15 protein-coding genes are annotated in these 17,700 nt (G+C 69.6%); 12 read left to right on the forward strand and 3 right to left on the reverse strand.

The window, feature by feature from the left end; translation table 11 throughout:
* Position 1: 1 nt before the first annotated feature.
* Positions 2–628, forward strand: a complete 627-nt coding sequence (locus ACIA12_RS05480; protein ID WP_396365582.1) for an acVLRF1 family peptidyl-tRNA hydrolase — start codon at positions 2–4, stop codon at positions 626–628.
* Positions 629–634: 6 nt separating this feature from the next.
* On the opposite strand, the gene ACIA12_RS05485 is transcribed toward ACIA12_RS05480, so the two are convergent.
* The 3 genes from ACIA12_RS05485 to ACIA12_RS05495 form a co-directional block, all read right to left on the reverse strand.
* Positions 635–1,195: a hypothetical protein gene (locus ACIA12_RS05485; protein WP_396365583.1), complete on the reverse strand. Its 561-nt coding sequence runs from the start codon at positions 1,193–1,195 to the stop codon at positions 635–637.
* A 3-nt stretch (positions 1,196–1,198) separates the two neighbouring features.
* On the reverse strand, positions 1,199–1,729 hold the full coding sequence (locus ACIA12_RS05490) for a hypothetical protein (RefSeq protein ID WP_396365584.1): 531 nt from the start codon (positions 1,727–1,729) through the stop codon (positions 1,199–1,201).
* 63 nt (positions 1,730–1,792) lie between these two features.
* Positions 1,793–8,899, reverse strand: coding sequence for a hypothetical protein (locus ACIA12_RS05495; RefSeq protein ID WP_396365585.1), 7,107 nt, complete (start codon positions 8,897–8,899; stop codon positions 1,793–1,795).
* Between the two features lie 213 nt (positions 8,900–9,112).
* Between ACIA12_RS05495 and ACIA12_RS05500 the strand changes: the two genes are divergently transcribed.
* The 11 genes from ACIA12_RS05500 to ACIA12_RS05550 all read left to right on the forward strand — a co-directional run bounded on the left by ACIA12_RS05500 (position 9,113) and on the right by ACIA12_RS05550 (position 17,694).
* Complete coding sequence (locus tag ACIA12_RS05500; protein WP_396365586.1) at positions 9,113–9,844, forward strand: hypothetical protein; 732 nt, start codon at positions 9,113–9,115, stop codon at positions 9,842–9,844.
* Positions 9,844–10,653 carry a hypothetical protein gene (locus ACIA12_RS05505; RefSeq protein WP_396365587.1) on the forward strand — a complete coding sequence of 270 codons (810 nt, stop codon included), beginning with the start codon at positions 9,844–9,846 and terminating at the stop codon, positions 10,651–10,653. The genes ACIA12_RS05500 and ACIA12_RS05505 overlap by 1 nt, the downstream gene beginning before the upstream one ends.
* A complete protein-coding gene (locus tag ACIA12_RS05510; protein ID WP_396365588.1) occupies positions 10,650–11,960 on the forward strand; it encodes a CpaF family protein in 1,311 nt (436 codons plus the stop codon). Before ACIA12_RS05505 ends, ACIA12_RS05510 begins: the two co-directional genes overlap by 4 nt.
* Positions 11,960–12,865, forward strand: a complete 906-nt coding sequence (locus ACIA12_RS05515) for a type II secretion system F family protein (RefSeq protein WP_396365589.1) — start codon at positions 11,960–11,962, stop codon at positions 12,863–12,865. The genes ACIA12_RS05510 and ACIA12_RS05515 overlap by 1 nt, the downstream gene beginning before the upstream one ends.
* Entirely contained in the window at positions 12,862–13,782 is a 921-nt protein-coding gene (locus tag ACIA12_RS05520) for a type II secretion system F family protein (protein ID WP_396365590.1), read from the forward strand. The genes ACIA12_RS05515 and ACIA12_RS05520 overlap by 4 nt, the downstream gene beginning before the upstream one ends.
* 116 nt (positions 13,783–13,898) lie before the next feature.
* Positions 13,899–14,138: a hypothetical protein gene (locus ACIA12_RS05525; RefSeq protein ID WP_396365591.1), complete on the forward strand. Its 240-nt coding sequence runs from the start codon at positions 13,899–13,901 to the stop codon at positions 14,136–14,138.
* 4 nt (positions 14,139–14,142) lie between these two features.
* Entirely contained in the window at positions 14,143–14,583 is a 441-nt protein-coding gene (locus ACIA12_RS05530) for a TadE family protein (protein WP_396365592.1), read from the forward strand.
* Between the two features lie 70 nt (positions 14,584–14,653).
* Positions 14,654–15,055 (forward strand): TadE/TadG family type IV pilus assembly protein, encoded by a 402-nt coding sequence (locus ACIA12_RS05535; RefSeq protein WP_396365593.1) that lies wholly within the window; start codon positions 14,654–14,656, stop codon positions 15,053–15,055.
* Positions 15,039–15,959, forward strand: coding sequence for a TadE/TadG family type IV pilus assembly protein (locus tag ACIA12_RS05540; protein WP_396365594.1), 921 nt, complete (start codon positions 15,039–15,041; stop codon positions 15,957–15,959). The genes ACIA12_RS05535 and ACIA12_RS05540 overlap by 17 nt, the downstream gene beginning before the upstream one ends.
* Positions 15,959–16,645 (forward strand): hypothetical protein, encoded by a 687-nt coding sequence (locus ACIA12_RS05545; RefSeq protein WP_396365595.1) that lies wholly within the window; start codon positions 15,959–15,961, stop codon positions 16,643–16,645. Before ACIA12_RS05540 ends, ACIA12_RS05545 begins: the two co-directional genes overlap by 1 nt.
* Positions 16,646–16,755: 110 nt before the next feature.
* Entirely contained in the window at positions 16,756–17,694 is a 939-nt protein-coding gene (locus tag ACIA12_RS05550) for a hypothetical protein (RefSeq protein ID WP_396365596.1), read from the forward strand.
* Positions 17,695–17,700 lie beyond the last annotated feature (6 nt).

The raw sequence follows: 17,700 nt of genomic DNA on the forward strand, positions 1-17,700 counted from the left end.
GGTGACCCGTATCGTCTCCATCGGCCCCGAGCGGCTCGAACGCTGGCTGGCCGGCTTCACCGAGCGCCATGGCGTCACCTCGTACGACGTGACGCCGGCTCGACTGAGCGCTGCCGCGGAGGATGGCGCCCGGGCGGAGATCGCCGTACCGTTCGGGCCGTTGGAAGACCTGACGCCCGCCGGTTTGATCGCACACGTGCTCGCCGACCGGCGGCTGGGGGTTCTGCTGGTACGCCGCGGAGGCTACGGCGCGGGTGTGTTCGATGGGGGCAAGTTGATCGACTCGAAGGTTGGGTCGCGGCATGTGCAGGGGACGACCAAGGCTGGTGGGTGGTCGCAGCAGCGGTTTGCCCGGCGGCGGGACAACCAGGCTCGGGAGGCGTTCAACGCTGCGACTGAGGTGGCGGTACGGATTCTTGCGCCGGCCAAGCTCGACGTACTGGTGTGCGGGGGAGACCGCAAGGCGATCGACACCGTGCTGGAGGATCCGCGGTTGAAGGCCCTGCGGCCGCTGGTCCGGCCGCCGTTTCTCGGCGTGGCTGACCCGAAGCAGAAGGTGCTGGAGCAGGCCAGTGTGGACGCCCGGGCGATCCGGATCGAACTCACCGACCCGCCCGAGGCAGGCTGACAGCGCTCAGGCCGATGGGCCGTACAACGCGCGGAAGTCGTCGAGGGTGCCGCGGTAGTACTGGAGGTCGTCGACCAGCTTGCCGCGGGTGAGCATCTGGGGGTTCTGGGCGCGGGTCCGCGTGCCCAGGTCGGACCAGACACCGGCGTCGGGGACGTCCTCGGCGCCCTCGGGCAGGAACTTCAGCGCCTCGCCGACCGCGTCGGCCGCGAACTCCCAGTTCAGTTCGACGCTGGTGCGGTCCTGGTCGGGTTCGCCGGTGTACGCGAGGTCAGCCGTCATCGCCCGGCGCGCGTAGGTCTCCGCGACCAGCACCCACTGGGCGGCATCCACGAGCGGCGAGACCCCGAGCCCGAAGCGGGAACCGACCGTCCGGGCCGCCTGCTCCGATGCGTACGGCACCACGATCTCGCCGGCCGTCGTGGTGAGCGTCCACGCGTCCTCGCCCTCGACGGAGTTCACGCCCGGCTGGATCGGGGCCGGCTCTACGGCCGGTAGGGACTCGTCGACCGCTGTCGACAAGCTCACGTAGACCTGCGCCTCGGCCAGCGTCCTTGCGGTCAGCATCGGTTAGTTCGCTCCTGTTTCCCGTACGAGTTCGGAATACGTGTCGTGGACCACCAGCAGACGGTCCAGCCGGAACCTACCCGGTTCGGCGTCGAATACCCGGCGCCCCTGCGGCGTCCAGAACTCGTCCGCCGGTACGACGTCCTGCCCGGCCGGCACGAATTTGATCACTTCACCGACCGCCGCCCGCGCGATCGACAAGGCGATCCGGGCCTCCGCGGGATCCACCGGCACATTGCCGGCAGCCTGATCGGCCACCGCCATCCACTGGCCCGCGTCGAGCAGCTCCGAGGGCTCGGTACCACCGAAGGTCGGCCAGGAATCGGGCGCGGTCTCGCGAGCGGGCATCCCGAAGAGGTACTCGCGCTCCGCGTCGCAGCCCGGACAGATCGCGGCGTAGCTGATCACCAGCTCGCCGTCGACCTCGATCAGCGCATGCTCCCAAGGCGCCTCAACCGAACCGCAGTCCGGGCAGGGCTGCAGCTCGAGGTAGAGGTACGCCTCGTCCCTCGTGCGTGCGACCGCGAAGGCCATCGGTCTCCCTCTCGTCGTCGTCGGACCATCATGCCCGCTGTCCGGGCAGCAGCCCCACACCTGTCAGGAACCAGCCAAAGACGGCCCGTGGCCCGTGATCGTCCTGGCCGACGTGGCACCACCGATCTGCTGCCGCTCGCCCTGCCCGGATGCCGCTGGCAACTGCCGGACCGTCGCCGAGTGGTCGAGCCCCTTCAGCATCGCCAGCGGTACGCCGTTGTCCACCAACTCCGAGGCGACCCTGGCGTTGAACGACTCCGACCTCGGCGTGGCGTTGTACAGCTCGCGCAGCGGCACCCGTCCTTCACACATCAGCGCCACCTGCGGATGCAACTGTGCGAACGCCTCGGCATAACCGCTGTTGTCGCCGAGCTCGGTCATCGTGCCGTCCGCGAAGGCCTGGTAGTTCCGCTCACCATCGGCTTCCTCGATGGTCAGATTCACCGTCCGCTGCTCGTTCACCGCCTTGCTCAACGCGGCCACCATCGGCTGGTACGGCTGGTGAACTCTGTTGCCAGAGGCATCGATCCCGTACTCCGACGCGCGCAGCTCGGCCTTGCCGGCCCTGGGCACCGCGGCCTCCAACGGGGGAGCGGCCCGGCGGCCGGACTCGAGCTGGCGGAGCCCGTCGAGGTACTCGTGCTGCAGCATCTTCAGGTAGTACACGGCCTTCGAAGTCTCCGGCAGGTGCTCGGAATGCTTGATCTTCGGGGCGCTCTTGCCCGTGTCGGACACCTCGTGAACCGTGACGCTGTAGACCATCGGCGCCTCGACCGTGCCGAGGGCGCCCTCCTGGAAACGGCTCGTCTCCAGCCGCGTCCCCTGCGAGTCGGAGGACGATTCCTTGAGCTGCTCACTGACCGAGCCACCGATGTTGACCGGTCCGCCGCTCGTACCGCCGCTCGCAGTCCCCGGCATCAGCCTGTTCCCGGTCGTGGTGATCCCGTTGCTCTCCATGTCGCGCCACACCTGGCCGGCCTGACCGCCGGGGATCGGCGTGTCCTGGATCGTCCAGCCCACCGGCCTGGCCTTGACCACGACGACGAACTTGGTACCCGAGTTGCCTCGGCCCGCGATCGCCGTCAGTTCGAGGCCTTCCTCGCTGGTCAGGCGCTTGAGCGCGGCCCGCAGGGCGGTCGGTGAGAGCTGGCCCGCGAGCGCGACGTCGTGCTCCCGCATCGCCGCCTCGCCCAGATCCTTGTGGGCGACCAGGTACCCCCGGATCTGCGCGTGGAGTTGATCGGTCTCCGGCTCGCCCGGCCCGTGCGGGACCATCGCCTCGGCAGTCGCGCCTTCCGGCACCTGGAACGAGCGGTGATCAGGCTGCGGGGCCTGCTGAGCCGGAGCGTCGGGGGTGACCTCCTTGAGCAACTCCCGCGGCACCATCTGCGTCATCCGGGCACCGACCCGGACGGGCGTCGCATGGGTCGTCTGCTCGGCCGGCAGCGTCTTGTTCAGCCGCCAGCGCACTCCTGCCATCGTGGCAGCGCCCGCGTTGCGGACCCGGGACACCTGGATGTCGAAGACGGCGTCGCGGTGGATCTCGGCCTGCTTGAAGTGGCCCGTCCGGTCGATGTGTGTCTTCTGGGTGCCCCGCCTGGCCGCGACGGTCCGGCCTCGCTCGGTGCCGACTCCACCGGACAGCGACGTGTCGGTAGAGCCCTTCAGTTCCGCGCCGGCCGAGTAGGTCGTGGAGTGCGAGACGGATTGGTCCTGCCCGAGGTAGTCGTAGTTCTGCTTGAGCCCGATCGCGTCCACCTCGGGCACGTCCGGCGTACCGTCGACCATCGGCGGTCCGGCGTACTGCGCCTTGACCTGGACGACCACCAGGTCGGGCTGAGGTTGTCCGGGGACCGGTACTTCGACCTCGGTCACGAACCCGCGGACGCCGTACATGTCGCCCAGATGCCCCTGCCAACCGTCCGTACCGAGATCGATGGCCAGTGCTGCGCGCAGCATCGGGTTGGTCGCCAGCACCCCCGGCGCCAGCTCCTCAACCTGACGCAGCGCCGGGGTGAGCAGGTCGACGTGGCCGCCTGGTTGGCCGATCGGGCTGATGTCCTCGATCTGCGCCGATGCCAGGCCGATGTCGTACTGCGGTGGCAAGCTCATCGCGCGCGGCTGATCGCCGACCTGCTCGATCCCAGCGATCACCTCATCGAGCCGCGGCGCAGGGACCGCCGGCGTCGCCTGGGACTCCTTCGCCTGCGTCACGAGGCGCTCGGCCAGCCGCTCGTCGGTGTGCTCGGCCGCGAGACCGGTGGTGACGCCGGCCTTCTCCCGCTTGTACCGACGGACGAAGGCGCCGGCGTCGCGCGCGCCGATCTTGAGCTGACCGCCCAGATACCGCTCGGCCGCGTCACTGACGACCTCCAGCGGCAAGTCGAGTTCACCACGCCCGTACAGCCTCAGCGCCCGCCGCTCCGGCGTCGTCGTCTGCACCTTCGCGTCCTGCAGCGGGACGGACTGGACGACGTTGCCGTCGGCATCGACCACGTCCGCGACCAGCTTGTACCGGTCGACGAACTGGTGATGCGTGCCGACGTTGATCAGCAGGCCCTCTTCGCCCATCGTCTGGCTGTTGCTCGTCGACTGCGAGGTGCCACCGGTACGCCCGGCGCTGAGGCTGACCCCGAACGAGGACCCATCGGCCTGAACCAGACCGGCCCCGCCGTCGACCCCGACCCCGCCTGACGACGACCGGCCCGAGGTGAAGCCGGTGTCCTTCATGGTGAGGTTGATGTCACCCGAGTTCTGCTGGGTGATGGCGACGAACGCGCGATCGACGGCCTCGCCCCGGACCACCACGCTGTACCCGCGCGGCAGCATCGTGCCCTGCCGGGCCGCGCCGACCGGATTGCCGGCCGGCGGGACGATCGTCAGTGGAAGCCGGTGCTCCCCGTTCATCCACTCCTTGTGCGCGACCAGGCTGTCCGGTCCGAGCATCGCGTGCAGTTCGAGGTACGTGTTGGAGCCCAGCTCGATCGCGTCGACGGCCGAGGTGATCCGATCGACCGGGTTGCCGGCGTCGACGTGCACCGGCATCGACTGCTTGACCGCGGACATGCTCGGGGCCTTGGGCTGAGCGCCGCGAACCGGCTCATCCGCACGCGACAAGGCACTGTCGACGAAGATCCGGGCGCTGCCTGGCGCACTGGCCAGGGGAGTGGTGTCGCCCTTCGGAGTGACCTCGGTGACGACGATCTCGTGGCCGACGCGGAGGATGTCGACCGGCGCAGTGGTCTCGGTCAGCGACACCCGGTTGACCCGGCGGCCCGCCGACCAGCTGAAGCTCCGGCCGAGCGCGCTCCGGCTGAGCTTCACGCCGAGTCGTCCGGCCCAGCCACGCACACCTTCGGCCGGACCGTCGCTGACCCCGGCTCCGGCTGACACCGGCATGCCCTTCGACCGGCCCCCGGAGCGACTGTTCGCGTCCGAGGCGATGCCGAGCCGTACGACGTTGTCCGTCGTGCTCGTGCCCTCGCCGGTGACGTCGTCGAAGTCCTGCTGGACCGCGACCCGGAAGGTCCGGTACCGCGGCGCATGGCCGGTCCGCTGGTCGATCAGCACCATCGGGATGCCGCTCTGGCAGGCCTGGTTGTAGCCGGCCTCGAGCCGATCGGACCCGATGGTCTGGATCACCCGGTCGTAGTTGATCAGCTGCCCGCTGCGCAGCCGGCGGTCGTCGGGCAGGTCGTCGAAGACCGGCTGGAGGTTGTCGTCGAGCGGCGGGACCAAGCCTTCGCGACTGAGTTTGCGCAGGGTCTGCTCCAACGCGTCGCGATCGCCGGTGAAGTTCTGGACGAGCGCCTGGCCCGCGCCATGCATCTGCTCGGCGCCTGGCCCGATCACGGGTGGCAGCGTCTGTTCTCCGGTCGGCGGCTCGGGATCGCCGCGGAGCAGGGCCCGATTGTGCTGGTCGAGGCGGAGAGTGCCGTCGGGCTTGCGCAGTACCGCGTTCTTGTCGACCCGGCCGCCGGCGCGGAGCAGGTCGTTCTCGGGGATTCGGAGCCTGGCGTCGCAGAAGTCGTTGATGACGACCGGATCCGCCTTGGGGTGGCTGAGGTCGCGCAGCGTCGCCCGGACCCGGAAGCCGACCACCACGCCCTGCGTCGGCCCCTGGTTGCGGTGAACGACCGGCGTGATCGAGGTCGCGCTGACGCTCAGCCCACCCTGGCGCGACACGTTGCGACCGGCCGACACACTCGGGCTGACGTCAGCCGTGGTCGGGCCGACGTCCTTGAAGGTCCCACCGACACCGACGGACGCCGACGCGGAGGTGCTGGAGTTCTGGCTCGCGCTGACGCCGTTGAAGTCGACGCCGACCTTCTCCTGCCAGAGGTCGTAGCTGGCCTCGCCACTGAGCTTCGCCGTACTCCAGATCGGCTCGACCTCGAGCTGCACGTGGTACACGGCCTCGCCCGCGCTGACGATCTGCCGGCCGTATCCGCCGGGCCTGCTCGTCTGCCGCAACAGCCGGGAGACATCCTGGGTGAGCAGGCCGTCGATCTGACCGTAGGCGACCCGGTCGATCTTGCCGAACCGTTCGCGGCCGCCCGCGACGAGCCGATCGCGGATGGAGGTCATGCCGTCGATATTGGTGACCGTATGGCGGGGGAAGACCTGGCTGACTTCGTCCGCCCGGCCGAGCTCGGCGAGTGTGACGGTCTCGGCGGCGGGCTTCACCGTGTACGCCGCCGACACCCACGTCAGCTGCTGGCCGGCGTCGAACGCGGCCGGTGCCGACCAGGGCTCGGTCGCGGACGCGCGGACCTCGATCTCCCACTGACCGGTCCAGCCGACCTGCAGCGACTCGCCCCGGTCGTCGTCGACCGACCCTTCCTTCTCGTGTGAGCTGGATCCGCTCGACTCGCTCAACCCGTGCCCGGAGGACACATCCACGCGGGGAGCGGCGAACTGCGACAGCGTGTGGACCGCGCTCCCAGGCGGCGCCATCGCCATGACCGGCTGGGCGCTCACGCCGAAGTTGGCGCTGGTCGAGTGGGCGGCGGTGGTCGAGACGCTCTGGCCGCCGTCGCCGATCGTGCCCGACATCTGCTCGGCCAGGTCGTAGTCCCGGTCAAGGTTCTCGCGCACATCGTGAGCCTTGAGCCGGAACCGGACCTGGGCCAGCTCGGTGATATCGGAGTTGGGACTCCCGCCGACGGTGAACTCGATTCCCTCGGCCGTCACCAGTCGCCGGTACGCCGCCGGGGGTACCGGTAACGGGGTCCCACCGTCACTGAGCCGGGCGGAGATACCGTGCGCGGCCAGTACCTGGTTGATCTCGCTTACTGGGACCGCTGGCAGTTCCCCGGCCGGTACCCCGGTGTGCAGGACGTCCTTGACTGGCAGGGCCGCATCCGACGCGAGCTGGTACGCACTGGTCTTCTCAGCCGCATTCTGGGCCAGTGTGGCGAGTGCTGCCTGCGGGCGGTTCGGGTCGGCGAGCACTGCGTTGAGCTCGGCCAGCAGGTCGCGCTGACTGGTCAATGCCTGTTCGGCTGCGCCTACTGCCTCGCTGTAGCCGCCGGCGATTTCCGTGTGGCGCTTGGCCTTCCGGACGGCGCCTGCGGCCTGGACCTCCAGCACCCGTGCCCGCTCGGGCGCGCCCTTGTCGTGAAACTTGCTCTCGGCAACGGCTTTGCCAGACAGCTCCCGCGCTTCCTCGGCGGCCGCGGTGGAGCTCGCTGTCTTCGCGTCAGCCAGGGTCTGCAGCGCCTGGACCTCGGACTCCAGGCCAGTGACCGCGTCAGTCACCTTCAGCCTCAGCGCAGCCGGCGTGTACGGCGCCAGCTCGGCCGCCTCAGCCCGTACTGCGAGCGCCGCCGCCGTGCCCGCCGCGGCCGCGCCACGGACGTGGATCGCGTCGGCGGCCCAGGGAAGGGTGGGCGCCACGCCGCCCTTCTGACGGATCGAGGTCGCGAGTGCATCGAGATCCCGTTCCAGCACGGCCGTGCGCTGCGGATTCTGCTGGCCCCTCGCCTGCTGCCAGGAACTGTTGAGGAACTGGTACGACGCATAGTCGGCGTTCAGCGTGCGATCGCGGTTGTCGCGCCCGAAGGCCGAGCGCAACTTGTTCAGCACGCCGGGCGGTCGTTGCGCGTTGGCTGGATTGAGCTCGTGGGTCAGCTGGCTGAGCTGGTGGACCCAGACCTGAGCGAGCTGATCGTCGGCCAGGCGCGGCGAGATCCGGAGTATGTGGGGATCGTTGGCCGTGCCCGAGCGGAGCCGGCCCTCGGCGACGAGGCCGCGGGAGGTGGGCAGGACCTCGACGCGGACGTGTTGCGGTGCGTCGCTCGTCGCCATCTGGAGTACGGCGAGTTGGGCGTGGGGGTCGATGGTCGGCCTGCTGGTGATGAAACCGCCGAGTTCCGCGCGGCCGAGCTGTTGCAGGGCGGCGAGGGCTGTCCGCTCGTCGAGGTTCGGGTCGAGGGCTGGGCGGCCGCCGATTCCGGTGACCAGTCCGGAGCCACGGACTTCGGGGGTCGCGGTCCGCGCGTTCGCCGCCCGGCGGTGTCTCGAGCCGGGCCGGGAACGATGGCGCCCGCGTCGGTGCGGCTGCGGCTGCTGCTGCGCGATCTGCAGCGCGGTACCGGTTGGTCCGGGGGCTGGTGCTTGGTGGTTCAGGAGGTGGGCGTCGCGGCGGATCTGGCGTGCGCCTGCTACGAGTTCTGTCGGCGTGGCCGGTTGGGATCGGTCCGGCAGGTCGGCCAGGCGGGCCGCGGCGGTTTCGGAGTACGGGGCGGCGCTCTCGAGGACGATCCGCAGCATCGCGTCGGCCTCGTCACGACGGGCCTGCTGCAGGCCGGGTACGTGCAAGAGGCGATCCAGCGCGGCGATCGCGCCGTCCGCCGGCTCGAGGTCGCGACCGCGGGCGACCTCGGCACCGACCAGCGCGACCGACTCGGCCAGCAACCGCTCGTCGCTCGCGCGGTCCGCTGCCCGGCGGCTGAGCCGTCTGTCCAGAGCGTCGACGACCTCGGCCGGCAGCGTCTGATGGGCATCCAGCCGGAAGCTGCCGTCGCGCAGGCGGACGCCGGAGGGCGCGACCACGCCGAAGGCGATGCCGAGCGCCTCACGGGCGCGGGCAGCGGCCAGGTCATCCCGTGCCGGGCTGCCCCGGGCTGGATCGCCCTGTGCCGGATCGCCCGGTGCCGCGATGGTCATCCAGCCGGCTCCTTCGTCGTCGCTGACGTGAGTGTGACCGCAAAGTAACCTCCTGGGTTCCCTCGGGCAACCGGCAAAAGATTTCAATCCGGCTACCGATCGATGGCACTGAGTACCGGCTGTACCCGGATCAGGGTCGCGGTCAGGGCACCGAAGAGGTAACGGCGGGACCATTCGGTTCGGATGGTCCTGCCCGACCATTACGGTAGGCGCGTGAGTTTCTCGTCCTCCACGCGTCCCCCCGCCCCTGGCGCCCGCGCTTCCAAGGCACCGGCCGGTGGCTCGAACCGACTTCCCTCCGGCCGCGAGCGCCGTCCCGCGCTCGCCGCGCTGGCGGTGATCCTGATCCTGCTCGGCGCCGCCGGGTCGGCCCTGATCGCGCTCCGCAGCGGCGACCGGACCGACTACGTCGCGATCGGCGCCGATCCGATCAGCCCGGGCCACAAGATGACCAAAGACGACCTGGCCAGAGGCGACCTGGCAGGCAAGACCGCTGCCCTGATCCCGTCCGATCAGTGGGAGAAGCGGGTCAAGGGCAGGTATTCGAAGAGTTGGCTGTACCCGGGCCAGTACGTCACCGACAAGAACTTCACCGACAAGCAGATCGCCGCCGGTGGCGTCGCCGTCGGCGTCAGCCTCGAGGCCGGCCGGGCGCCGTCGTCGGGTCTGGCGGAGGGCGACATCGTCCAGGTGGTCCAGATCCCCGCCGCCAACGCGGCCGGTGGCGTCTCCTCGATCCTGGTCAAGGCCGCCGAGGTGACGAGCAGCGCGGGCAAGATCACCGACGACAAGACCAACGCGAACACCACGCTGAACGTCACCGTCGTGGTACCGGCCGCGCAGTCCACCGCCGTCGCCGGAGCCGCCGCGTCCAAGACGCTGGTGCTGGTCAAGCTGCCGTCCAACACCAAGCCCGAGGTCGCAGCGTACGACGGGGACAACTGATGGCACTCGTCGCCTTGGCGAGCGCGAAGGGCTCGCCCGGAGTCACCACGACCAGCCTGGTGCTCGGCGCGCTGTGGCCGCGGCCGGTGCTGCTGGCCGAGTGCGACCCGGCCGGCAGCGACGTGGCGATCCGGATGACGGCGCCCGGCGGCCAGCCGCTCAACTCCGACCGGGGGCTGGTCAGCCTGGCCGCCGCCGGCCGCAAGGGGCTGGACGACGACGTCATCATGGCCCACAGCCAGCAGCTCGACGGTGGGCTGGACGTGATGATCGGGGTCCGCACGCCCGAGCAGATCGGTGGCATGGGCGGGCTGTGGGAGCCGCTGGGTATCACCTTCAACCAGATGTTCAGCGCTGACGTGATCGCGGACTGCGGGCGGATCGGGCCTGCTTCGCCGCAGCTTCCCGTAGTACAGGCGGCTCGGCTGGTCGTTCTCGTCTGTACCGCGACCGGCTCGTCCGTCGCGCACCTGCGGGAGCGGCTGTCGTCGCTCGTGCACCACGTGGACGCGAAGCTGGGCGTCATCGTGGTCGCCGACCCGAAGAAGCGCGACGGCGTCAAGCAGGTCTGGTCGGTGCTGGACGCGATGTCCGTGCCGCTGGAGCACCGCTGGCACCTCGCCTACGACCCGGTCGGCGCCGCGTTCTTCGAGGGCCGCGGACACGGCCGGCTGGACCGTACGCCGCTGATCCGGACCGCCGCGGAGATCGCGGCCGAGATGGCGGCCGTGGTCAACCGGCCGACCCAGCACGACTTCGACATGGCCCAGGCGGCCTTCCCACCCGACGGCGCCTGGGAGGGTAGATGAGCACGGATCAGGAGCTCGTCCGCAAACTCCGGGTCCAGGTCGCCGAGCGGCTGAACGAGCAGCGCCGGCGCGACCAGGTGAACGGCGTACCGCCGATGAGCGCCGAGGACGAGCGGGAGTACGCCCGTTCGCTGATCGTGCAGGTGCTCGAGGACCACGCCCGGTACGAGCTGGCTGAGGGCCGCACGCCGCCCACCCCGGACGACGACGCGCAGATCGCCGGCGCCATCCACGCCTCCCTGTTCGGGGTCGGTCGGCTGCAGCCGCTGATCGACGACCCCGAGGTCGAGAACATCGACATCAACGGGTGCGACCAGGTCTTCATCCAGTACGGCGACGGACGCGAGGAGCGGCCCGGACCGGTGGCCGACAGCGATGACGAGCTGGTCGAGCTGATCCAGGTGCTCGCAGCGCACGCGGGCCTGACGAGCCGTCCGTTCGACTCGGCCAACCCGCAGCTCGATCTGCGGCTGCCCGACGGTTCCCGGTTGTCGGCCGTGATGGGCGTGACGGCGCGGCCGTCGGTCTCGATCCGGCGGTCCCGGCTCGGCAAGGTGTTCCTGCAGGATCTGGTGGCCAACGGCACCATGTCCGCCGACATCGCCTCGTTCCTGCGGGCCGCGGTGGCCGCGCGCAAGAACGTGATGATCGCGGGCGCCACCAACTCCGGCAAGACGACGCTGCTGCGTGCGCTGGCCAACGAGATCCAGCCGCACGAGCGACTCATCACCGTCGAGCGCTCGCTCGAACTGGGGCTGGGGGAGTTCAAGGACCTGCACCCGAACGTGGTCGCGTTCGAGGAGCGGCTGCCGAACTCCGAGGGTGTCGGCGAGGTCAGCATGGCCGACCTGGTCCGCCGCTCACTCCGCATGAACCCGAGCCGGGTGATCGTCGGTGAGGTGCTCGGCGACGAGATCGTGACGATGCTGAACGCGATGAGCCAGGGCAACGACGGCTCGCTGTCGACGATCCACTCGAACAGCTCGATGGAGGTGTTCAACCGAATCAGCACCTACGCGATCCAGGCGACCGAGCGGCTGCCGATGGAGGCGACCCAGATGCTGATCTCGGGAGCGCTCGACTTCGTCGTGTTCGTCCGCAAGCACAACGACTACCAGCACGGCGGCACGATGAGCCGCTACATCGAGAGCATCCGCGAGGTGACCGGCTGGGACGGCCGGGTGCTGTCCGGCGAGGTGTTCGCCCCAGGCCCCGACGGCCGGGCCGCGGCGCACGCGCCGATCGCTTGTATGGACGAGCTAGAGCACTACGGCTACCAGCCGCTCGTGCACGGTCGGTGGGCCTGATGAGCACAGACACTCTGCTGTCCCTTCTCTGCGGTGCCGTCGTCGGTGGCGCGATCCTGCTGCTGATCGTCGCGATCCGCGGTACGACGCCGCGCGAGTCGACCCCGTCGCTGTTCAAGCGCGGCGGCAGCGTTGAGGGCCGCAAGCAACTGATCCGGCTCGGTACCGGCCTCGGAGTCGGCCTGATCGTCCTCGTCGTCACTCGCTGGCTGGTGCTGGCCGCCGCCCTCGGCCTACTCGCAGCGCTTGCCGACCGCTTCTTCGGCGGTACCGGGGAAGAGCGGCGCGCGATCGAGCGACTGGAGGCGCTGGCCACCTGGACGGAGGCCCTGCGCGACACGATCGCCGGTGCGGTCGGCCTGGAGCAGGCGATCCCGGCCACTGCGATCAACGCGGCCCCCGCGATCAAGCCCGGGCTGAACCTGCTGGTCGACCGGCTGCGCATCCGCGAACCGTTGCCCTCGGCACTGATGCGGTTCGCGGACGACCTGGACGACCCGTCGGCGGACCTGATCGTGGCCGCGCTGGTGCTGAACGCGCGACTGCGCGGACCCGGTCTGCGCGAGGTGCTGAGCGCCTTGGCCGACTCGGCCCGCGAGGAGCTCGACGTACGCCGCAAGGTCGCGGCCGAGCGGCGTTCGACCAGGCGGAGCGTGCAGGTCGTCGTGGCGATCACGCTGCTGGTGGCGGCCGCGCTGATCCTGTTCAACCCGACGTACGTCTCGCCGTACACGAGTTTCATCGGCCAGTTCGTGCTGTTCATCGTGATCGCCCTGTACGCCGTGGGGCTGGTCTGGCTGCGCAAGCTGGCGAAGATCGAAGTACCGGATCGGTTCCTGATCCGCAGTGACGACCGGCGGGCGGCCCGCAGTGGCGACGAGCGGATGGAGGTGGTGGGCGGATGACCGGCGCCTTCATCACGGGAGCGATGGTCGGACTCGGTGTCTACCTGCTGATCCGGATGCTCATCCGGCCGCGGGCCAACGTGCTGTCGACGATCGCGCGGATCGACGCCGGCCGCTCGGGGTACGTCAGCGCGGCGACCGCGAGCGCGGCGGGGGAGCGGGTGCTCGGTGGGGTCGACCGGGCCCGCGAGACACTCGGCCAGCGGCTCGAGGCCGAGGCGAATGCGCGGGGCTGGACCTTCGGGCGGTTGCGCCGCGACCTAGCGGTGATGAACCAGCCGTTCGCGGCGATGCTCGCGACCAAGGTGTTCTTCGCGCTGGGCGCGTTGATCTTCATCCCGTTCGTGCTGTTCCTGTTCGCGATGCTGGGGTTCGGCGCGCCGGGTGCTGCGCCGGCCATCGTGACGCTGGCGGCGATGACGTTCGCGTTCTTCCTGCCCGACTTGGCGTTGCGGCAGGAGGCGGAGGCGCGGCGGCGCGACTTCCGGCATGTGGTGGGCAGCTTCCTGGACCTGGTCGCGATGAACCTGGCCGGCGGCCGTGGTCTGCCGGAGGCGCTGATGACGGCCTCCACGATCGGCGACCACTGGGCGATGGCCCGGATCCGGCAGGCGCTGGCCAACGCGCGGTTGATCGGCATCACGCCGTGGGACGCGATGGCGCGGCTGGGCGAGGACCTCGGGGTCGAGGAGTTGCGCGACCTGGCATCCGCGCTGGCGCTGGCCGGTGACGAGGGCGCGAAGATCCGGGCCTCGCTGCTGGCCCGGGCGGCGTCGCTGCGGCGCAAGGAGCTCGCGGACGTCGAAGGCAAGGCAGGCGAGCGGTCGCAGTCGATGCTCGTCGCGCAGTTGGTGATGTGCGCGGCGTTCATGCTGTTCCTCGGCTACCCGGCCGGTGCCGCGATCCTGGGCAGTTAGTGATGGTGGTCACCGGGAACAGGGATCCATCGGGCATTTGGGTCCGTCCTACAGGGCATACTGAGGCTCGCAATCGGGCTCAGGACTGAAGTAACGAGTTTCGGAGGGTCAACCAGATGAACGTGGAAACGCAGTTCGTGCGCGCGATGGTCGGCTACGCGCTGGCGCGGGCCCACACCCAGCGAGCCCGCGGCGCGGCCGCCAAGGCCCGTGGCACCCGCCGTCGCGACGAGCTCGGCGCCTCGGCGCTGGAGTGGGCGATCATCTCGGCGATCCTGGTCGCCGCGGCGCTGGCCATCGGCCTAGTGGTCCGGGGCGTGATCGACAGGCGCACGGGCGAGATCCAGAACGGCTGAGGCGTTGTCGCGGTCACCTCGTCGTGGGGAACGAAGTGCGCGGAGGCGGTCCGAGCGGGGTGCTTCCTCGCTCGAGCTGGCCATCCTGGCGCCGTCGATCCTGGCGCTGATCTTCATCTCGATCCAGACCGCGCTGTGGCTGTACGGCCGGTCGGTCGCGCTGAATGCGGCGCAGGAAGGCGTCTCCCGCCTGAGGCTCGTCCAGCCACCGCTGTACACCAGCGCGATCGGCGAGAAGGTCCGCGGCGACATCGAGGCCTACGCCCAGCAGCTGGGCGGCAACACCCTCGGCGACGCCGTCGTCGAGCCGCCCGCCTACAACACCCCCGAAGGAATGGTCTCCTTCACCGTCACCGGCGAGACCATCTCCCTGGTCCCCGGCCTCAAACTCAAGGTCACCCGCACCGCCACCGGCCCCATCGAACAATTCCAAGCCGACAAATGAGCGAGGCATGACACCCACCCGCCCCTGCTGTGCCCCCGCCTCCCGCGTTCGCCGCGGTGAGCGCGGGACCATGGCGTTGGAGATGGTGATTCTGGCGCCGTTGCTGCTGATTTTGTTCATGTTCTTGCTGGCTTGTGGAAGGTACTTCCAGACTTCTTCGTTGCTGGAGAACGCGGCGCGGGACGGGGCCCGGTCGGCCAGTCAGACCCGGTCGTTGGGGGATGCTCAGACGCAGGTGGACTCCGCGGTGACGCGGACCATGGATCAGGCGGTGAAGTCCTGCAAGGACAGCGCCGGCGGGACCATCACCAGCGCGTTCGCGGCCGGGGCGACCTTGTCGGTCGAGGTGACCTGCACGATCAACTACCGCGACCTCGGCCTGCTCGGCATCGGTGGCGACACCACCATCACCAAGCGGTTCAGTTCCTCCATCGACCCCTACCGAGGCGTCCGCGATGGCAACACACCCTGACCCGGCGGCGCCCGACGCGTCCTCCCCGTCGCCTGCCGTCCCCGCACCTCGGCGTACCGGCGCGTGGGCTCGTCTTGCCGCGTTCGTGCGGATAGATGCCCCCGGCAACCAGCGGGGTGCGCTCAGTCCGGCTGTCGCGATTCTCGCGGTGATGATCTTCACGCTGGCCGGCCTGGTGATCGACGGCGGCCGGCAGCTCGGCGCCAAGTCGCGCGCGGTCGGGTACGCCCAGGAGGCGGCCCGGGTCGGCGCGGCCACCATCCAGCTGAACACCATCGAAGCCAAGATCGACACCACCAAGGCCGGCGCCGCCGTCGCCGCGTTCTGCTCCGAGGTCTCGTCGAACGACAAGGCCGTCCAGAGCTGCGGCGCCACCGAGCTGACCGACGACGGCCTCAAGGTCCAGGTCGTCATCGGCAACCAGACGACGTTCCTCGGCATGGTCGGCATCAGCCACCTCGACGCCACCGGCACCGGCGAGGCGCACGCCGAACAAGGTGTCAACAAGGCCGACGACAGCCCGAAGATCCCCCCGATCGTCGTCAGCGGCCGCACCGACGGCCCGGGCCAGATCCCGGTCACCCTGACCGCCGTCCCGCCCACTCTCGACCTCCCGTGCCCGTCCCCCTGGTACGTAGGCTCGCCGACCCCGATCTGGACCCTCCCGTTCCCGATGCCGGCCAGCTGCACCCCGAGCGGCACCCCGTCGACACCCGGCACCAGCACCCCGCCGACGTCGGGGCCCACCAGGCCGGATCCGACCGACACCCAGAAGACGAATCCCACGCCGACCAAGAAGACGACCAAGCCGGGCGGCGGCGCGCCCGCCGGAATCCCCGCGCCTGCCGAAGTGCCCGCGCCTGCCGGAGTACCGCAGAACTCCCTGCCCCCGGGAGCCAACTGATGACCGACCCTCGAGGAGCCCGAGTCGTGCGACGTGCCGGCATCCCAGCCGTCCTGCTGGCCGCAACCCTGCTGCTGTCCGCCTGCGGCGGCAGCAAAGACGACGGCGGCATGCCCGAACCCATCGGCGACGGCGGCGGCGATTCCCGCCCAACGGTCACCCTGAGTGGTACCCCGTCCGCCGACCCCACGTCGGCCCCCACCGGCAAGACTTCCGCCCCGCCGTCCACCGTCACCGCACCCCCGGCCGCGAACCAAGTGACTGTGATCCCCGGGAACTTCGCCGCCCTTCCCGCCGTCCAAGGCCTCGTGAAGAGCTACCCGCTCTATTTCAGCGCTCTGGTCGCCCGCGACGTCGACATCATCAAGAACAATTTCCCGGCGTATTTCTACGTCGACACCTCGCAGGACATCGCGGAGGCGAAACGGAACGGCTGGGTGATGAAGCCGCCGGCCAGCGTCGTGGTGATGGGCACCGCGTCGCAGCCGCTCGACGTGGTCCGGGTCAAGCTCTGCCAGTCCCAGACCACCCAGTTCTGGAACCCGAAGACGAAGCGCTGGGTGGTGGCCGCTCCGAAGGGCGTCGCGCGATCGATCGACATGATCCGAACCGGGCTCGGCTGGCTGCCGTACCAGATGGGTCCGGCGAACCTGAGTAATTGTTCAAAAGTACGCTTTCCGGCCTAGTCCGAAATACAATCGTTTCCCGGAACGGCGTGACCAGACACAATTCACCGGGCATGATGCCCCTGGCTGTAGATAACCTGCGGGTAGCCGACCGAGACTCTGGAGTGAGGATGCGCAACCGAGTGAGCCGAGGGCTGATCGCCCTGACCACAGTGCTCGCACTGCTGCTGGTCTATCCGGCCTCGACCGCCTCCGCCGACACCATCACCCAGGGTGACCGGGTCTGCGCGATGTATGTGAACTCCATCGGCTTCGGCGCCTACTGCAGCTCGGGCCAGGCGTACTTCGGTGGTGGTTCGGTGCCGACCTGGAAGGAGAAGCTCGGCAACCACATCTTCATCCCGTGCCGCGACTTCCCGATCCCGAAGGGGATCGACCCGGGCAAGCCGCCGGAGGGCAAGAGCTGGGTGCTCCGGGTGACGATCGAGGACTACAACCTCAACACCGTCGACGGTGGCACCAAGGTGCACCTGGAGCGGGCGATCACCGCGGTGTCGCCGCAGGACCGGGACCAGTGCCGCGACGAGGACTACATGGACCAGTTCTGGGAGACCTTCGACAGCACCTATCCGGACCCGGCGCTGCAGGTCAAGCCGACCTACACGCCCAGGGTGAACATCCCGGCGTACTTCTCGCTGACCCGCGAGAGCTCGATGATCTTCCACACCGAGCAGGACGACCCGGAGCTGGACAGCGCGTTCTACGACGGGACGCACAATCTGACGATGCGGGGTCTGGTCACCTCGATGGTGGTCGATCCCGGCGACGGGACCGAGCCGTTCGCCTGCGCGATGGGCGTCGGCCGGGTGGACGACGGCTTCGACGGGTACGACGATCACGCCGACCCGTTCCACCAGATGAGCACCTGCTCGCACAAGTACACGAAGTCGAGCGCGAGCCAGCCCGACGGGATGTACACGGTCAAGCTGACGATCACCTGGACGGTCGCCTACTGGACCGGTGGACCCGACTGGCACACGATCGGCACGGCCGACATTCACGCAGTACAGCGCCTGCCTGTGCAGGAAGTTCAGGCTATCGGTGGGTAAGGGAGG

It is taken from the genome of Kribbella sp. NPDC051620, from assembly GCF_044453825.1.
Classification (GTDB): domain Bacteria; phylum Actinomycetota; class Actinomycetes; order Propionibacteriales; family Kribbellaceae; genus Kribbella.

Coding starts and splice junctions, on each gene's coding strand:
- ACIA12_RS05535 (WP_396365593.1), top strand. CDS start 14,654: ATGGCGTTGGAGATGGTGATTCTGGCGCCGTTGCTGCTGATTTTGTTC.
- ACIA12_RS05540 (WP_396365594.1), top strand. CDS start 15,039: ATGGCAACACACCCTGACCCGGCGGCGCCCGACGCGTCCTCCCCGTCG.
- ACIA12_RS05510 (WP_396365588.1), top strand. CDS start 10,650: ATGAGCACGGATCAGGAGCTCGTCCGCAAACTCCGGGTCCAGGTCGCC.
- ACIA12_RS05520 (WP_396365590.1), top strand. CDS start 12,862: ATGACCGGCGCCTTCATCACGGGAGCGATGGTCGGACTCGGTGTCTAC.
- ACIA12_RS05495 (WP_396365585.1), bottom strand. CDS start 8,899: ATGACCATCGCGGCACCGGGCGATCCGGCACAGGGCGATCCAGCCCGG.
- ACIA12_RS05485 (WP_396365583.1), bottom strand. CDS start 1,195: ATGCTGACCGCAAGGACGCTGGCCGAGGCGCAGGTCTACGTGAGCTTG.
- ACIA12_RS05525 (WP_396365591.1), top strand. CDS start 13,899: ATGAACGTGGAAACGCAGTTCGTGCGCGCGATGGTCGGCTACGCGCTG.
- ACIA12_RS05515 (WP_396365589.1), top strand. CDS start 11,960: ATGAGCACAGACACTCTGCTGTCCCTTCTCTGCGGTGCCGTCGTCGGT.
- ACIA12_RS05550 (WP_396365596.1), top strand. CDS start 16,756: ATGCGCAACCGAGTGAGCCGAGGGCTGATCGCCCTGACCACAGTGCTC.
- ACIA12_RS05545 (WP_396365595.1), top strand. CDS start 15,959: ATGACCGACCCTCGAGGAGCCCGAGTCGTGCGACGTGCCGGCATCCCA.
- ACIA12_RS05490 (WP_396365584.1), bottom strand. CDS start 1,729: ATGGCCTTCGCGGTCGCACGCACGAGGGACGAGGCGTACCTCTACCTC.
- ACIA12_RS05505 (WP_396365587.1), top strand. CDS start 9,844: ATGGCACTCGTCGCCTTGGCGAGCGCGAAGGGCTCGCCCGGAGTCACC.